Raw genomic sequence first — 15,304 nt, forward strand, 5'->3', positions numbered from 1 at the left:
CCAAGGATTGTTATGAAGGGTCAGTCCAGGCCGAAGGCGCTGCGCAGTGCGCGCGCCGCATCGGCATGGGCTTTGCGCGCCTCGGGGATGGCGCGGCCCATCTTGATGAATTCGTGCGTCACACCGCGGTAGATTTCCAGGTCCACCGGCACGCCCGCCAGGCGCAGCTTGTCGGCATAGTCCACGCCTTCGTCCACCAGCGGGTCGCACTCGGCCAGGCCCACCCAGGCGGGCGCCACGTCATCCACATCGGGCGCGAGCAGCGGTGCAAAGCGCCAGTCCTCGCGCTCGGCGCGGCTTTGTACGTAGTGGCCGAAGAACCAGCTGATGGCGGGTTCTTCCAGCACCAGGCCGCGCGCGAACGTGGTGTGCGATGGGGTGTCCTGGTGCGCGGCACAGCCGGGGTAGAACAGCATCTGCAGTGCCAGCGGCAGGCCCGCATCGCGCGCCAGGATGGCGTTCACCGCGGCGAGCGTGCCGCCCGCGCTGTCGCCGCCCACGGCCAAGCGGGCGGTGTCTGCGCCCCATGCGCCCCCCTGCGCAGCCAGCCAGGCCAGCGCATCCCAGGCGTCGTTGCTGGCCACCGGAAAGCGGTGCTCGGGCGCCAGCCGGTAGTCCAGCGACACGACCATGCACCCCGCCAGCCGCGCGAGTTCACGGCACAGGATGTCGTGCGTGGCGATGTTGCCGATGGTGAAGCCGCCGCCGTGCGTGTACAGCAGCAGCGGCAGGCCCGCGTCCGTGCTGGGGGCATACAGCCGCACGGGCAACGCATACCCGTCGCGGGCCGGGATGGACAGGTCTTCGACGCGTGCCAGCGGGGCCTTGGGCACCTCCAGCACATCGGCACCGGCCTGGTAGGCCACACGGGCATCCTGGGGTGATCGGGTGTGCAGCGGCGCATGCCCGGCGCGGGCCATGCGCTCGAGCACGCTGCGCATCTGGGGGGTCAGGCGGGTATGGTGGATGTTCAGGTCAGCGGTCAATGGGAAATCTCTGGCAAGGCCGCGCCCTCCCCCGCACGGGCCGGGGCGCGGGCGCATGCAGGGTGTCTTGTTTTACTTGAAGCTCAGGCGCACGGGCGCGGCACCCGGCAGGCCGTCGTAGGTGGCCGTGACGGTCAGCCCCGCCTTGGGCGGCAGCAGCGGCGAGAAAGAGCCCAGGCTGATGAGGTCGCCCGGCTGCATGGTCAGGCCCTCCTGCTGCAGCGCGCCGGCCAGCCACACGACGGCATTGAGCGGATGCTCCAGGATGTCGCTGCCCTTGCCGCCGCCCAGGCGCGCGCCGCTGGCGTCGGTGAGCGACACGTTCATGTCGGCCAGCGCCTGCAGCATCGCAAAGCGCTCGCCCCGGTAGGCGGGCACCGGCAGCGGCGTGCCGGCCACGCCCAGCCGCGCGCCCACGTTGATGGCGCTCACGCCTGCGCCGTTCAGCTTGGGCGGTGCCTGCACCAGCAGGTCGGGCAGTTCGATGAAGGGGATGACCTGGTCCACCGCGTCGAGCACCTCCATGGGCGTCTTCGCGTGGTTGATGGCGGCGCTTTTCACACGCACCAGCATGTCGGCTTCATACAGCGGGCGGGCACCGAAGGCCGCGTCCACCGAGGCACCGCTTGGCAGGATCATGCCTTCGTAGAGCTTGCCCCACACGGGCTTGTCGGTGTTGAAGCGCTTTTGCACCGCCGGGTTGGTGAGCCCGGCCTTGTAGCCCACCACCTTGCCCAGCCGCTGCGCCAGCAGCTGGTTGACCTTGCCGCGGGTGCAGGCACCGTCGGCGTCGGACAGGTTCTCCAGGTTTGCGGCGGGCGTCTTGGCCAGGTAGTTGGCGACGAGTTCCGAGGCCTGCGCATCGGTCAGGCATTCGGCCTGGGCGACTGTCGCAAAAGCGACGGACGCGCCCGCCAGAGCGAGGGAAATGAGGGTTTGCTGAGTGGTCATCGGTGTCTCCGGGTTGTAGAGTGCCTGGAACCTGTCCGGCGCCAGCACGCCACGCTCCTCGCAGAGCGGCCCTGCGCACAGCGCAGTGGCCGACTCCGTCTCGCTTCGCAGGCACGGCAACGGACAGCTTCAGCGATCCATCGTAAACGTAACTTCTGCAACCACCATGGCTTTCATCTACTACGTCACCCAGATCCAGTTCGAGTTCGGCGCCGTCCAGTTGCTCAAGCAGGAGTGCGATCGCGTGGGCATCACGCGCCCGCTGGTGGTGACGGACCCGGGCGTGAAGGCCGCGGGCGTGCTGCAAAAGGCGCTGGATGCGCTGACCGGCCTGCCCGTGGCGGTGTTCGACCAGACCCCCGCCAACCCCACCGAGGCCGCCGTGCGCGCAGCGGTCGAGGTGTACAAGGCCCACGGCTGCGACGGCCTGATCGCGGTGGGCGGCGGCTCGGCCATCGACTGCGCCAAAGGCATCGCGATCGCCGCCACCCACGAGGGGCCGCTGACGCACTACGCCACCATCGAGGGCGGCTCGCCGCGCATCACCGACCGCGCTGCGCCGCTGATCGCCGTGCCCACCACCAGCGGCACGGGCAGCGAGGTGGCCCGCGGCGCGATCATCATCGTGGACGACCACCGCAAGCTGGGCTTCCATTCGTGGAACCTGGTGCCCAAGACCGCCATCTGCGACCCCGAGCTGACGCTGGGCCTGCCCCCTGCGCTGACCGCTGCTACCGGTATGGATGCGATTGCGCATTGCATGGAAACCTTCATGTCCGCCGCGTTCAACCCGCCGGCCGACGGCATCGCGCTGGACGGCCTCACCCGTGGCTGGGCCCACATCGAGCCCGCCACCAAAAACGGCAGCGACCGCGACGCGCGCCTGCAGATGATGAGTGCCAGCATGCAGGGCGCCATGGCCTTCCAGAAAGGCCTGGGCGCGGTGCACTCGCTGAGCCACAGCCTGGGCGGCGTGAACCCGCGCCTGCACCACGGCACGCTCAACGCCATGTTTCTGCCGGCCGTGGTGCGCTTCAATGCGGGCGCCGAGTCGGTACAAAAGGACAAGCGCCTGGAGCGCATGGCCCACGCCATGGGGCTGGCAGCCGCGGGCGACATCCCCGAAGCCATCCGCGACATGAACGCCCGCCTGGGCCTGCCCACGGGCCTGGCCGCCCTGGGCGTGACCGAGGCGCTGTTCGACGACATCATCAAGGGTGCGATGGCCGACCACTGCCACAAGACCAACCCGCGCGTGGCCACGCCCGAGGAATACCGCGACATCCTGGCCCAGTCGATGTGACCGGCCAGGCGGCGCAGCCCTGCGGCTGCGTCCGCGCTCCATCAGCGCCCCAACCCCCATCAACGCCATCCGCCCGAGCACGGGCGATCACGGCGATCACCGCCATCGCTCTGCGGACCCGAACCCACCGCCTCTCAACGCACGCTGAGCGCGCGCATTGCGCTGGTGCGGGGTGCTGCCTGCGCCGGCGGGGCCCAATACTCACGAAAACTCACACCATCACACGCTCCGCGCGCGCCCTGCCCGCACGAAGCGCTAGACTCGCCCACAAAGAATTAATTAATTAACAATTTTTTACCCTTCGGGTTTTGGGGAAGGCCACACACGATGCGCACCGGAAAACTCAGCAACTGGCTCTGGCGGGGCACGTACCCCCGCCTGTACGTGCCCATCGTGCTGATCATCCTGGTGGTCACCGCCGTGCGCTACCACTACCTGCTGTCCACGGAGACGGCCGAGGCCAGCCGCCACGCCACCAGCGAGCTGCGCCGCATGGGCGACTCGCTGCTGCCCGCCCTGTCCGCGCTGCCGCCGGGCGACGCGGAGGGCGCGGCCATCGTGCTCAGGGAAGGCCTGGCGACTGCGGCGGCCGTGCAATCCCTGCAATGGAGCGTGGGCAGCCAGCCGGCGGTGCAGGTGGCCAGCGCCCGCCCCGTCCCCCTCGCGCCTGAATGGTTCGCCCGCTGGATCGACATCGGGCCGCTGGTGCAGCAGTTCGGGCAGAACACCCTGACGGGACAACCCGGGCGCCTGACGGTGTCGCTGCACACCGAGCCGCTGGTGGGCCAGATCTGGAAAACGGTCCTGGTGCAGCTGCGCATCTCGGCGCTGAACATCTTCACCATCTTCTTTCTGCTGACGCTGCTGCTGCGCGCCAACGCACGCATGCTGCGCCGCCTGGCCGAGGCCACCGACGCGTTTCGCCAAGGCCGTCTGGACACCCGCATGGACGTGACCGGCACGCTCGAGTCGCGCGCCATGGCCGCCACCTTCAACGACATGGCGGGCAAGGTGCAGTCGCTGGTGCTGTCGCTGCGCGAAACCCAGCACCTGCAAAGCGAGCAGCTGCACTTCACGCGCCAGCTCATCGACGCCCTGCCCCTGCCGGTGTTCGTGCGCGACCCCAAGGGCGCCTACCTGGATGTGAACCGCGCCTGGCAGCGGCTCTTCCAGCCCCGGGCGGACCTGGCGCACCCCGCGCCGCCCAGCACCTTCTACCCGCCGGAGCTCTCGCCCGAGCGCTCGGCCCAGATCGCGATGGCGCAGGACAACGAGATCCGCATCCGCCCGGCCAACCACCACCCGCCGCGGGACATGGCCTACTACGAGGCGCCGTTCACCACCACCAGCGGCGAGCTGGCGGGCACCATCGGCACGCTGGTGGATGTGACCGAGCGCAAGCGCGCGCAAGAGGCCCTGCGGGCCGAAAAAGAGCGTGCCGAGGTCACCCTCGCGTCCATCGGGGACGGCGTGATCACCACCGACCTGGCGGGCTGCATCGAGACCATCAACGAGGCCGCGCAGCTCATGACCGGCTTCAACGCCGACCAGGCCACGGGCCGGCAGCTCGACACCGTGTTCCGCCTGTACGAGGACCCGGCCAGCCGCAATGCCAACGCGGCCGCGGAGCGCGACACCGTGCCCGGCGCGCTGCAGCAGGCCACGCACGAATTGCTGATCCACCGCTCCGGCGAGCGCTACGCCATCGAATACACCGCCTCGGCCATCCGCAAGGGCGACGGCATGGCCGTGGGCTGCGTGCTGGTGTTCCGCGACGTGACCGAAACCCGCAACCTGCGCCACCAGATCTCCTGGCACGCGCGGCACGACGCGCTCACGGGCCTGTACAACCGCGCCGCGCTGGCCGAGCGGCTGACCCACGCGATCTTCGTGGCCCGGCAAAAGGGCCTGCTGCTGGCCGTGTGCATGCTCGACCTGGACCACTTCCAGGCCGTGAACGACGCCCACGGCAACCGCGTGGGCGACCGCCTTCTGAAAGAAACCGCCCGGCGCCTGGGCGCCTTCATCACGCCGCAGGATGCGGTGGCGCGCATGGGTGGCGACGAGTTCGTGCTGCTGCTGGGCGAGCAGGCCGACGTGCCGGCGGTCGAATCCCGCGTGCGCGTGCTGATGCAGCAGCTGGCAGCGCCCTACGCCATCGACGACCGCGTGATCACCACCACCGTGAGCGTGGGCGTGGCGGTTTTCCCGCAGGACGACGCCAACCCCGACACCCTGCTGCGCCATGCCGACCAGGCGATGTGCCAGGCCAAGAGTTTCGGGCGCAACCAGATGCACGTGTTCGACGTGCAGCTCGACCATGCCGTGCAGACCCAGCACACCCGCCAGACCCGCGTGGCCCGGGCGCTGCACGCGGGTGAACTGGTGCTGCACTACCAGCCCAAGGTCCACCTGCGCACCGGCGAGATCCTGGGCCTGGAGGCCCTGCTGCGCTGGCAGCACCCCGAGCAAGGCCTGCTGGGCCCGCAGCATGTGCTGCCACTCATCGAGGACGCGGAGCTGGAGGTGGAGCTGGGCGAATGGGTGCTGCGCCAGGCACTGACCCAGATGCGCCACTGGACCGATGCCGGCATGCTCTGGGAGGTCAGCGTGAACATCTCCGCACGGCACTTCCACCGGCCCAACTTCGTCGAGCGCCTGAAAGACATCCTGCACACCTGCCCGGAGGTGTCGCCCACCCGGCTGGAGCTGGAGATCCTCGAATCCGCCGCGCTGGAAGACATGCAGTACATGCGCCACATGATGCAAAGCTGCCAGGCGCTCGGCGTGCGCTTTGCGCTGGACGACTTCGGCACCGGGTTCTCATCGCTGTCGTACCTGAAAAGCCTGCCGGCCGAGACGATCAAGATCGACCAGTCGTTCGTGCGCGGCATCCTCGACGACGAGGACGACCTCACGCTGGTGTGCGCCATCGTCGCGCTGGCGGCGGCCTTCCAGCGCCATGCGGTGGCTGAAGGTGTGGAGACCGCCGAGCAGGCGGCCCGGCTGCTGGAGCTGGGCTGCGAGCGTGCCCAGGGCTTCGGCATTGCACGGCCCATGCCGGCGCACGAGGTGCTCAGCTGGGCGCGCGGTCACACCACGCGCCACGCCGCCAAGGCCGTGCAGGAGGCCGCGCGCCGCGCTGCGGCAGCCCCTTCCGATCACAGGCGCTGAACCAGGCCCATGTCCGGCCGCTCCAGCCAGGCGGCCCACTCGTCCACCAGCTGCTGGCTGGCCCGCGTGGCCGTGAGCCAGGCTTTCGCGCGTGCAGCGCTGTCCGTGCCGTAGTGGGTGAAGTCGTTGCGGTCCGGCAGCTTGGCATGGGGCAGGGTGCGCACCCAGTCCGGGCTGGGTGACAGCACCACCATGTTGTCCAGGGCGGCGGTGGAGCGGTGGCGCCACTTGAGGCCTTTGTCCAGCCAGCCCGGCACCACGCTGTGCTGGAAATGCGGGTACAGCACCAGCCCGGGCGATGGGCGCGAAGGGTATTTGTGTTGATTTTGGCTGCCACCGCTCTCTCCGCTTGCGCTACCAGCTATAAAATCAATAGCACCATCCAACATCGTGTCCGGTGTCCGTGACTGCGCTTGCGCCGGCATCGGTGCCGATGTGGGTGTCGGTGTCGGTTTAGAAGTCTGCGATGGCTTGCCGTACGCCAGGTGCAGGTGGTAGTCGGTGATGCCGCCATCCCAGTACGCTCCCCGCGGAGCGCCCGGAATGTTGTGCACCGCCTGCAGCACGAAGGGGATGGAGCAGCTCGCCTGCAGCGCCTGCATGAAGTTGCCGGCATCGAGCAGCACCTGCCGCGTGCGGTAGTCCGACGTGGCAAAGGGCAGCGCAGCGCATGCCAGGGTGGCAGCGTCGGCCCCCGTGCCCACGGCATCGGGCGATGAAAACACCACCCGCTCCAGCCAGGCGCCCAGGGCCTTGCGGTGCACGGTGTTGGTCAGGAAAGCGCCCAGATAGCCCAGCGGCGTGGCCAGGCCGTGCTCACGCCGCAGCATGTGGCGCCCGCGCGAGGTGACGATGTGCAGCCGGTAGCGCGGGTGGTTGAGCACCTCGTCCACCCGGCCGCCGTAGAACGCATCAAGGTTCTGGCCGAACCGCTCGCTCACATGCGCTGCCGTGGGCCGCTTCTTGCCGGGCGGCAGGTCGTAGTTCTGGTGGATGTAGTCGTGCTCCAGCCGCTCGAAGCCCGCCACCGAATCCTGCAGGCAGGCCGTGGCCATGCGCCACGCGCCGATGGAGGCGCCGACCAGGTGCACCGGCTGGGTGGATTGCGGCAGCCACTGGCCGAAGATGAACCGGTCGAGCGGCCCCAGGATGAGCCCCTTGGGGCCACCCGCTGCGCCGGGGATCACGCCCACATCGGCGGGCTGCAGGCCGTGTTGTTCAAGGTGTTCGCGGGCACGGGGGCCGGCATGGATGCGCAGGGCTTTCATGGGCGGGGATTGTCGCAAAGCCCGGCGCTTGCGCCTGTCGCGCTGTCATCCGCCACGGCCCTGCGCATCACCCGCTGCGGGCGATACGCCGCACCCCGGGCTTGGCGGCCAGGTCACACCACGTAGTCGGCCGCCTCGGGCTTCACCGTCCAGTCGATCGGGTCCTGCTGCAGCACCATGTCGATGTCGAGCCCCAGCGTCAGGCCCACCTCGCCGGGGAACGACACCGCCAGCTCCCGGTCATCCAGCTCGGCCTCGCGGGCGCGGGCGCGCCAGGAGGCCAGGTGGATGACGCCGGCCAGCGGCTCGTAGACGTTGTTGTCGAAAGGTGCGCCCTGGTGCTGCAGGGCGTCCACCACCGTTTCGGGCAGCTGCCACCGGCGGGCCAGGGCCGCGGTGACGTGGCCGTAGCTGTAGCCGAAGATGCGGTGCTCGATCTTGCCGCGCCGCAGGTCGAACGGCGCGACCAGGGTGTTGACGGACTGCGCCTTGTCCGGGTCGGCCAGGTGGATCACCAGCTCGCCCAGCGCATGCAGCAGGCCGGCCGTGAAGGCGGCAATCTGGTTCTGGTGCACGATGCCTGCGAGCGACCGCGCGAGCTTGGCGGTGTTCAGGCTGTAGCGCCAGAACTGCTGCATGTTCACACCCGGCACCGAGCGGGACGTCGTGCCCAGCGTGGCCGACGACACCAGTGCGCGCACCTGCCCGGTGCCCAGCAGCGCCAGCGCTTCCGGGATGCCGGCGATCTGGCGCGGCAGCTGAAAGGTGGGCGAGTTGGCCAGCTCCAGCAGCCGTGCCGCCAGCGTGGGGTCGGTGCCGAAAAGCTGGCTCAGGCGCCGCAGGCTGGGCTCGTCGTGCGCCAGCTCGTTCATCAGCAGCGCCACGGCGCGCGGCAGGCTGGGCAATGCCACTGGTTGGGCCAGCAGTGCGTTCAACTCCATGGGGTAGGGCACCGAAGGGTTTGGTTGGGCCGATTATGGCCCGCCCTCCCCGCCCGGCACCTAACGATTCTTGGCCTGTTGCAACTTGGCGAACGCCGACGCCATGGCCGACTGCTGCGCGGGTTCGTTGGCCCGGCGCTGCGGCTGGGCATAGCCCCGGCCCGCGCCCTCGAAGCGGTTGTCGCGCGGCGCGCCGCGGTCGCCGCTCTGGCGCGGCGGTGCGGCGTCGAGCTTCATCGACAGGCCGATGCGCTTGCGCTCCACGTCCACCTCCATCACCTTGACCTTGACGATGTCGCCGGTCTTGACCACTTCGCGCGCGTCGTTCACGAACTTGTGCGCCAGCTGGCTCACGTGCACCAGGCCGTCCTGGTGCACGCCCAGGTCGATGAAGGCGCCGAACTGGGCCACGTTGCTCACGGTGCCTTCCAGGACCATGCCTTCCTTGAGGTCCTTGATGTCCTCGACGCCGTCGTTGAAGCGCGCGACCTTGAAGTCCGGGCGCGGGTCGCGGCCGGGCTTTTCCAGCTCGCCCAGGATGTCCTTGACGGTGATGACGCCGAACCTGTCGTTGGCGAACAGCTCGGGCTTCAGCGTCTTGAGCATGTCGGCGCGGCCCATGATCTCGGCCACGGGCTTGCCGGTCTTCTCCATGATCTGCTCGACCACGGGGTAGGTCTCGGGGTGCACGCCGGTCATGTCGAGCGGGTTGTCCCCACCGCGGATGCGCAGGAAGCCTGCGCTCTGCTCGAAGGTCTTGGCACCCAGGCCCGCCACGTCCATGAGCTGCTTGCGGCTCTTGAACGCGCCGTTGGCCTCGCGCCAACGCACCACGGCCTTGGCCACGCTGCCCGACAGGCCCGACACGCGGCTGAGCAACGGCACGCTGGCCGTGTTCAGGTCCACGCCCACCGAGTTCACGCAGTCCTCCACCACGGTGCTCAGGGTGCGGGCCAGCTCGCTCTGGTTCACGTCGTGCTGGTACTGGCCCACGCCGATGCTCTTGGGGTCGATCTTGACCAGCTCGGCCAGCGGGTCCTGCAGGCGCCGGGCGATGGAGGCCGCGCCGCGCAGGCTCACGTCCACATCGGGCATCTCCTGCGAGGCGTATTCGCTGGCGGAATAGACGGACGCACCGGCCTCGCTCACCACCACCTTCTCGATGGCGCGCTCGGCCTTGGCCGCCATCTTGATCAGGTCGGCAGCCAGCTTGTCGGTCTCGCGGCTGGCCGTGCCGTTGCCGATCGCGATCAGGTTCACGCCGTGTTTTTCAGCCAGCTTGGCCAGGGTGAACAGCGAGCCGTCCCAGTCGCGCTTGGGCTCGTGCGGGTACACCGTGGCGGTCTCCACCAGCTTGCCGGTGTCGTCCACCACAGCCACCTTCACGCCGGTGCGGATGCCCGGGTCCAGCCCCATCACCACGCGCGGGCCGGCAGGTGCGGCCAGCAACAGGTCGCGCAGGTTGTCGGCAAACACCTTGATGGCGACCTTCTCGGCGTCGTCGCGCAGGCGGGCGAACAGGTCGCGCTCCGTCGACAGCGACAGCTTCACGCGCCAGGTCCAGGCCACGCTCTTGCGGATCAGGTCGTCGGCGGGCCGGCCTGCATGGCTCCAGCCCAGGTGCAGGGCGATCTTGCCTTCGGCCAGGCTGGGCTTGCCGGGCTCTGGCTCTACGGGCAGCACCAGCTTGGCTTCCAGAATCTCCAGCCCCCGTCCGCGGAACACCGCCAGTGCGCGGTGGGACGGCACGCGGCCGATGGGTTCGTCGTACTCGAAGTAGTCGCGGAACTTGGAGACCTCAGGGTCGTTCTCGTTCTTGCCATCGACCTTCTTGCTGCGCAGCAGGCCCTCAGCCCACAGCCATTCGCGCAGGCCCTGCACCAGCACGGCGTCTTCGGCCCAGCGCTCGGACAGGATGTCGCGCACACCGTCGAGCACGGCGGGCACGGTGGAGAAGTCGGCGCCGGGCTTGCCGTCGTCCAGCACCTCGGGCGGCTTGGTGAAGGCCGCTGCTTCCGTGGCGGGGTCGAGCGTGGGGTCGGCAAACAGCTTGTCGGCCAGCGGCTCGATGCCGAACTCGCGGGCGATCTGGCCCTTGGTGCGGCGCTTTTGCTTGAAGGGCAGGTAGATGTCTTCCAGCTCTTGCTTGGTGGGCGCGGCGGCGATGGCAGCGCGCAGCGCATCGGTCAGCTTGCCCTGCTCGTCGATGCTCTTGAGCACCGCGGCGCGGCGGTCTTCCAGCTCGCGCAGGTACGACAGGCGCGCTTCGATCTCACGCAGTTGGATGTCGTCCAGGCCGCCGGTCACTTCCTTGCGGTAGCGTGCGATGAAAGGCACGGTGGCCCCACCGTCCAGCAGCTCGACGGCTGTACGCACCTGTTGTTCACTGACCCTGATTTCTGCGGCCAACTGCCGGATGATCTGCTGCATGTGTGGGCGAACTCTCTCTGACGGCGAACCGGCCTTTGCCCTGCGGGGCGCAGCCGGTTCTGAAACAAACAAAACGCGAAGCGCGGGAGTTTGCCACAGGCGCTTTGGCCCCCACCCGACCCCACGGCGTGGTGGTCCTGCAGAGGTCCCTAGAATGCGCAGGCTGCCATGAACGACCCCATCCCCTTCCCCATCCGCACCGAATGCCCGCCCGGCACCTGCGTGTGCGGGCGGGACGCATTGATCGAGGCGCCCGGCGGCGACGTGCGCATTCTTCGCCTGACACGCACCGAAGAAAAGAAACTGCTCGAGCGGTTGGAAAACCTGACCAGCCTTGACGACCTGCGTCGCATGCAGGCACGCATGGAGCAGCAACTCGGCGTGCGCCTGTCCATCACCCCCGGCCCGAACGAGGTGCGCACGCTGCGCGGCATCGCCATCCTGGTGCTGGACCAGCCCGGCCTGTGCCGCAAGACGCGCCAGGCCATCCCCGCTGCCATCAAGAAGAGCCTGGACCAGCGCCCCGAGATCACCTACGAGCTGCTCGATGAAAGCGGGCTGTTCGGAGGCCTGTGAGCCTGCCCCCCATGAGCCAACGTCCTGCCCTGCCCGCCTGAATGCAAGACGACCTGTTCGGCGGCCCGCCCACACCGCCGCCCTCGCCCGCCCCCCGCAAGCAGCCGCCCGAGCCGGACACTCCCACGGACGGGTTTGGCACCGACCCGGCACCACCCTCCCGAACACGCCGCACCGGCGTGCACCCTGCCCCGGGGCACGACGACCTGCGTGCGCTGGCGGCCGCCTTGCCCCCGCAACTGCGCATGGGCACTTCGTCGTGGACCTACCCCGGCTGGAAAGGCCTGGTGTGGGAGGGCGAGCATTCCGAGTCCATGCTGTCCAAACAAGGCCTGCCGGTGTATGCCCAGCACCCGTTGCTGCGCACCGTGAGCATCGACCGCAGCTTCTACCGGCCGCTCACGGTGAGCCAGTACGAGCGCTACGCATCGCAGGTGCCCGACGACTTCCGCTTCGTGGTGAAGGCGCCCAGCCTGGTCACCGACGCACTGGTGCGCGCCGAGGATGGCAGGGGCCGCGAGCCCAACCCCGCTTTCCTGAGCCCCGACCTGGCCCGCAGCGAATTCGTGGAGCCCGCACTGCAGGGCCTAGGGCACCAGCTCGGGGTGCTGGTGTTCCAGCTCAGCCCGCTGCCGCTGGCGCAGCTCGACCGACTGCCGCTGCTGCTGGAGCGCCTGCGCGCCATGCTGCTCGCGCAGCCCGCACTGGCCCCGCTGGCACCCGACGGCGTGATCGCGGTGGAGGTGCGCGACCCCGAATGGCTGACCCCCGCCTTCGCCGCCGTGCTGCGCGAGGCCGGCGCCACCTACTGCCTGGGCCTGCACGCCAAGATGCCGGCCCTGAAGGACCAGTTGCCGGTGCTGCGCGCGCTGTGGCCCGGCCCGCTGGTGTGCCGCTGGAACCTGCACCCGGTGCACGGCCCGTACGGCTACGACGACGCCGAAAAGCTGTACCAGCCCTACGACCGCCTGCACCACCCCGACGAGGAAACCCGCACCGAACTGGCCGCGGTGATTGCGGGCATGACCGGGCGCGGTCAGAACGCGTTCGTCACCATCAGCAACCACGCCGAAGGCTCGGCCCCGCACACGGTACTGGGGCTGGCCCGCGCAGTGGCTGCGGCCCGCGGACATGCCACGCCTGATGCGCCAGCGTTGCAAGCGCCCGCCGGCACCGCGGCGTAGGACACGGATCACCGCCAGCAAAACCGCAGGCTGACAACGCGCGGCACCCACCCCGGCAACGATGGAGCCCATCACATCCAAGCCAAGGGGAATCACACATGGGCATCCGCCAGAAGATCAACGAAGTCCGCACCAGGGAGGAGGCCCGCCCGGGCTTTCCGGCAGAACGCTGGCTGGTGCTGGGCGCAGGCCTGCTGGTCATGCGCACCGCCGGCAAAAGCCGCGGCTTTCTCGGCCGCATGGTCGGCCGGGCCGTGGGCAGCGCATTGATCGCCCGTGCCGCGTCGGGCCGAGACGGCGTGGTCGGCAAACTGGCACGCGCCAGTTCTCCGGGTACAGGCCTTGCCACAGTGGCCCGCGCGCTGCGCGACCGCGCCCGCAGCTGAGCCGCTGCACCGCCATGGAAAGGGGCCGGACGGACTGAATCGCACTGACCTCGCCTGGTGCGACATCGACGTGCCGCTGTCCTGCCGGGGCACCACGGATTAGCGGGCGTGCGAGCTGTGCGCGCAGGGCTGGTGCTGATCCACGCCGTAGGCAGAGCCACATACGGCACAGGGCGTGCAGATTCAGGGGAAAAAACGGCTCTACCGCGCTCTGGATAAGCGCTATCAGCTATATTTTTGATAGCGTCAGATATTCAGAATGTCTTCGAGTCCTTGACGATCAAGACGCTTGGTTCTGCGCGTGTGCTTGCGCTTGCACGGGCCGGCTGCGGCCCAGCGTGACCCACGTGAGCACCAGGCCCATCAGGGCACCACTGGCCATGCCCACCACCATCGGCAGCGGTTTACCGGTGGCGAACAATCCGACCACGCCCATGGCCACGGCGCCGATCAGCATCTGCAGCGTGCCCAACAGGGCCGACGCGGTGCCGGCGATGGCGCCATGCTCCTCCAGCGCCAGCACCGAGGTGGTCGGGATCACCAGCCCCATGAGCGCGCTGGCGAAGAAGTACAGCCCCAGCAGCACGGCCAGCTGGTCGCCCCCGGCCAGGTAATAGGCCAGCAGGGCCACCATGATCACACCCGCCCCGGTGACGGCCGCCTTGACCGTGTTCACCAAACCAAAACGCCGCCCCAGCTGTGCATTGAACTGCGCCGCCGCAAAGAACGCCGCCGCGTTGACCGAGAACGCCAGGCTGTACTGCACCGGCGTGAGGCCATAGTGGTTGATCAGCACAAACGGCGAGCCCGCCAGGTACACGAAGAACCCCGCCATCGAACACCCGCCGATGAACACCAGCCCCAGGTAGTGCCAGTCGCGCAGCAGCAGCGCGTAGCCCGCCAGCGCGCTGCCCAGGCTGCTCTCCAGCCGGTCGGCCGCGGGGCGCGTCTCCTGCAGGCCCTGCGACACCAGCACCAGCCCGGCCACCGCCGCCACGGCCACCGCCCAGAACACGCCGCGCCAGCCCGTCACGGCGATCACGCCGCTGCCGGCCAGGGGCGCGAGCAATGGCGAAATGCTGAACACCAGCATCAGCAGCGACATCAGCCGCGCGGCCTCCGTGCCGGTGTGCAGATCGCGCACCACGGCCCGCGGTATCGCCATGCCCGCCGCAGCGCCCAGCCCCTGCACGAAGCGCAGGGCCACCAGCGTCTCGATGTCGGTCGCCAGCGCGCAGCCCACGCTGGCCAGGGTAAAGAGCAGCAGCCCGGCATACAGCGGCGGCTTGCGCCCCACCATGTCCGAGATCGGGCCATAGAACAACTGGCCCACACCCAGCGAGACGAAGAAGGCTGTTAGGCTCCATTGCACCGCAGAGACTTCCGCCCCCAGGCTGGCGCCGATCTCGGGCAGCGCCGGCAGGTACATGTCGATGGCAAAGGGGCCAATGGCCGAGAGCAGGCCCAGGATGAGGGCCATCTTGAAGAAACGGGTCGTTTGCATAGCCGGCCATTGTCACCAGTTTGGTGCGCGGGTGCGGGAAAACCCGGAATGTCCTTCGCTTGAGGGAACGCAGGCGTGCCGCTTGCTCAGGCCGCGATTGGGCGTTATGCGAAACGCCATTGTTTGGTGGACACTCCGGCGTCGGATTTGTACGCGGTACGTCGCAGCAGGCGGCTAGACTTCGCATATCGGCCAGAAGCTGCCTTCAGTGATGACTACAGACAACTACACCCCTCCGTCAACGCTTCAAGAACTGATGCAGCGATACGCGCTGGGTGAACGGCATTTCCCGAACGTAGATTTGTCTGAGGCCAATCTTTCTCGCGTTACCCTTGATGGGGCAAGCTTCGGGCCGCATTCCTGGTTTCACAGTGCAGACTTCACTGGCGCAAGCCTTCGCGGGACCAGCTTTAGAAACTGCAACGTCAAGTGCGCGACGTTCACTGGAGCCGATCTGACCAACGCGACTTTCGGAGATGCGGCTATCGAGTCCATAGGCTTGGATGGTGCTGTGCTAGTCGGAACGAACTTTGTTGGTGCGACGTTCTACGGCATTACGCTGGGGCCAGCCGACCAGTTTCCTTGAGAAGCAAGGGCGTTT

General features: G+C 68.6%; 12 protein-coding genes. 6 read left to right on the plus strand and 6 right to left on the minus strand.

Translation table 11 applies throughout. The annotated features are described in order from the left end of the window. Positions 1–20: 20 nt before the first annotated feature. Together ACIGHN_RS16705 and ACIGHN_RS16710 are read right to left on the minus strand one after the other, a co-directional pair. Positions 21–941, minus strand: coding sequence for an alpha/beta hydrolase (locus ACIGHN_RS16705; protein ID WP_396505347.1), 921 nt, complete (start codon positions 939–941; stop codon positions 21–23). A gap of 117 nt (positions 942–1,058) precedes the next feature. Beyond that, the gene (locus ACIGHN_RS16710) at positions 1,059–1,937 is read right to left on the minus strand and encodes a 2-keto-4-pentenoate hydratase (protein ID WP_396505238.1); all 879 of its coding nucleotides are present in this window, start codon (positions 1,935–1,937) and stop codon (positions 1,059–1,061) included. Between the two features lie 166 nt (positions 1,938–2,103). Here ACIGHN_RS16710 and ACIGHN_RS16715 point away from each other — a divergent pair, with 166 nt between their 5' ends. Continuing rightward, a complete protein-coding gene (locus ACIGHN_RS16715) occupies positions 2,104–3,240 on the plus strand; it encodes an iron-containing alcohol dehydrogenase (RefSeq protein WP_396505239.1) in 1,137 nt (378 codons plus the stop codon). Positions 3,241–3,567: 327 nt separating this feature from the next. Beyond that, on the plus strand, positions 3,568–6,414 hold the full coding sequence (locus ACIGHN_RS16720; RefSeq protein ID WP_396505240.1) for an EAL domain-containing protein: 2,847 nt from the start codon (positions 3,568–3,570) through the stop codon (positions 6,412–6,414). On the opposite strand, the gene ACIGHN_RS16725 is transcribed toward ACIGHN_RS16720, so the two are convergent. From ACIGHN_RS16725 to ACIGHN_RS16735, 3 genes are all read right to left on the minus strand, one after another. Then, on the minus strand, positions 6,402–7,682 hold the full coding sequence (locus ACIGHN_RS16725; RefSeq protein WP_396505241.1) for a patatin-like phospholipase family protein: 1,281 nt from the start codon (positions 7,680–7,682) through the stop codon (positions 6,402–6,404). The genes ACIGHN_RS16720 and ACIGHN_RS16725 overlap by 13 nt on opposite strands. 113 nt (positions 7,683–7,795) lie before the next feature. Next, complete coding sequence (locus tag ACIGHN_RS16730) at positions 7,796–8,623, minus strand: HDOD domain-containing protein (RefSeq protein WP_396505242.1); 828 nt, start codon at positions 8,621–8,623, stop codon at positions 7,796–7,798. Positions 8,624–8,683: 60 nt separating this feature from the next. Beyond that, positions 8,684–11,053 carry a Tex family protein gene (locus ACIGHN_RS16735; RefSeq protein WP_396505243.1) on the minus strand — a complete coding sequence of 790 codons (2,370 nt, stop codon included), beginning with the start codon at positions 11,051–11,053 and terminating at the stop codon, positions 8,684–8,686. 168 nt (positions 11,054–11,221) lie between these two features. Here ACIGHN_RS16735 and ACIGHN_RS16740 point away from each other — a divergent pair, with 168 nt between their 5' ends. The 3 genes from ACIGHN_RS16740 (at position 11,222) to ACIGHN_RS16750 (ending at position 13,199) form a co-directional block, all read left to right on the plus strand. Next, entirely contained in the window at positions 11,222–11,629 is a 408-nt protein-coding gene (locus tag ACIGHN_RS16740; protein WP_056419505.1) for a hypothetical protein, read from the plus strand. A gap of 41 nt (positions 11,630–11,670) precedes the next feature. Further along, the gene (locus ACIGHN_RS16745; RefSeq protein ID WP_396505244.1) at positions 11,671–12,813 is read left to right on the plus strand and encodes a DUF72 domain-containing protein; all 1,143 of its coding nucleotides are present in this window, start codon (positions 11,671–11,673) and stop codon (positions 12,811–12,813) included. A 98-nt stretch (positions 12,814–12,911) separates the two neighbouring features. Next, on the plus strand, positions 12,912–13,199 hold the full coding sequence (locus ACIGHN_RS16750; protein ID WP_396505245.1) for a hypothetical protein: 288 nt from the start codon (positions 12,912–12,914) through the stop codon (positions 13,197–13,199). A 280-nt stretch (positions 13,200–13,479) separates the two neighbouring features. Here the strand turns inward: ACIGHN_RS16750 and ACIGHN_RS16755 are convergent, their stop codons facing one another. Next, positions 13,480–14,703, minus strand: coding sequence for a multidrug effflux MFS transporter (locus ACIGHN_RS16755; protein ID WP_396505246.1), 1,224 nt, complete (start codon positions 14,701–14,703; stop codon positions 13,480–13,482). 211 nt (positions 14,704–14,914) lie between these two features. Between ACIGHN_RS16755 and ACIGHN_RS16760 the strand changes: the two genes are divergently transcribed. Beyond that, the gene (locus ACIGHN_RS16760; protein ID WP_396505247.1) at positions 14,915–15,289 is read left to right on the plus strand and encodes a pentapeptide repeat-containing protein; all 375 of its coding nucleotides are present in this window, start codon (positions 14,915–14,917) and stop codon (positions 15,287–15,289) included. Positions 15,290–15,304: the final 15 nt, after the last annotated feature.

Origin of the sequence: Acidovorax sp. NPDC077693, from assembly GCF_044542805.1 — a bacterium.
In the GTDB taxonomy this organism is placed as follows: domain Bacteria; phylum Pseudomonadota; class Gammaproteobacteria; order Burkholderiales; family Burkholderiaceae_C; genus Acidovorax.

Excerpts from the sequence above, each read along its gene's own strand:
- ACIGHN_RS16705 (WP_396505347.1), bottom strand. The coding sequence starts at position 941 with ATGCGCAGCGTGCTCGAGCGCATGGCCCGCGCCGGGCATGCGCCGCTG.
- ACIGHN_RS16710 (WP_396505238.1), bottom strand. The coding sequence starts at position 1,937 with ATGACCACTCAGCAAACCCTCATTTCCCTCGCTCTGGCGGGCGCGTCC.
- ACIGHN_RS16715 (WP_396505239.1), top strand. The coding sequence starts at position 2,104 with ATGGCTTTCATCTACTACGTCACCCAGATCCAGTTCGAGTTCGGCGCC.
- ACIGHN_RS16720 (WP_396505240.1), top strand. The coding sequence starts at position 3,568 with ATGCGCACCGGAAAACTCAGCAACTGGCTCTGGCGGGGCACGTACCCC.
- ACIGHN_RS16725 (WP_396505241.1), bottom strand. The coding sequence starts at position 7,682 with ATGAAAGCCCTGCGCATCCATGCCGGCCCCCGTGCCCGCGAACACCTT.
- ACIGHN_RS16730 (WP_396505242.1), bottom strand. The coding sequence starts at position 8,623 with ATGGAGTTGAACGCACTGCTGGCCCAACCAGTGGCATTGCCCAGCCTG.
- ACIGHN_RS16735 (WP_396505243.1), bottom strand. The coding sequence starts at position 11,053 with ATGCAGCAGATCATCCGGCAGTTGGCCGCAGAAATCAGGGTCAGTGAA.
- ACIGHN_RS16740 (WP_056419505.1), top strand. The coding sequence starts at position 11,222 with ATGAACGACCCCATCCCCTTCCCCATCCGCACCGAATGCCCGCCCGGC.
- ACIGHN_RS16745 (WP_396505244.1), top strand. The coding sequence starts at position 11,671 with ATGCAAGACGACCTGTTCGGCGGCCCGCCCACACCGCCGCCCTCGCCC.
- ACIGHN_RS16750 (WP_396505245.1), top strand. The coding sequence starts at position 12,912 with ATGGGCATCCGCCAGAAGATCAACGAAGTCCGCACCAGGGAGGAGGCC.
- ACIGHN_RS16755 (WP_396505246.1), bottom strand. The coding sequence starts at position 14,703 with ATGCAAACGACCCGTTTCTTCAAGATGGCCCTCATCCTGGGCCTGCTC.
- ACIGHN_RS16760 (WP_396505247.1), top strand. The coding sequence starts at position 14,915 with ATGACTACAGACAACTACACCCCTCCGTCAACGCTTCAAGAACTGATG.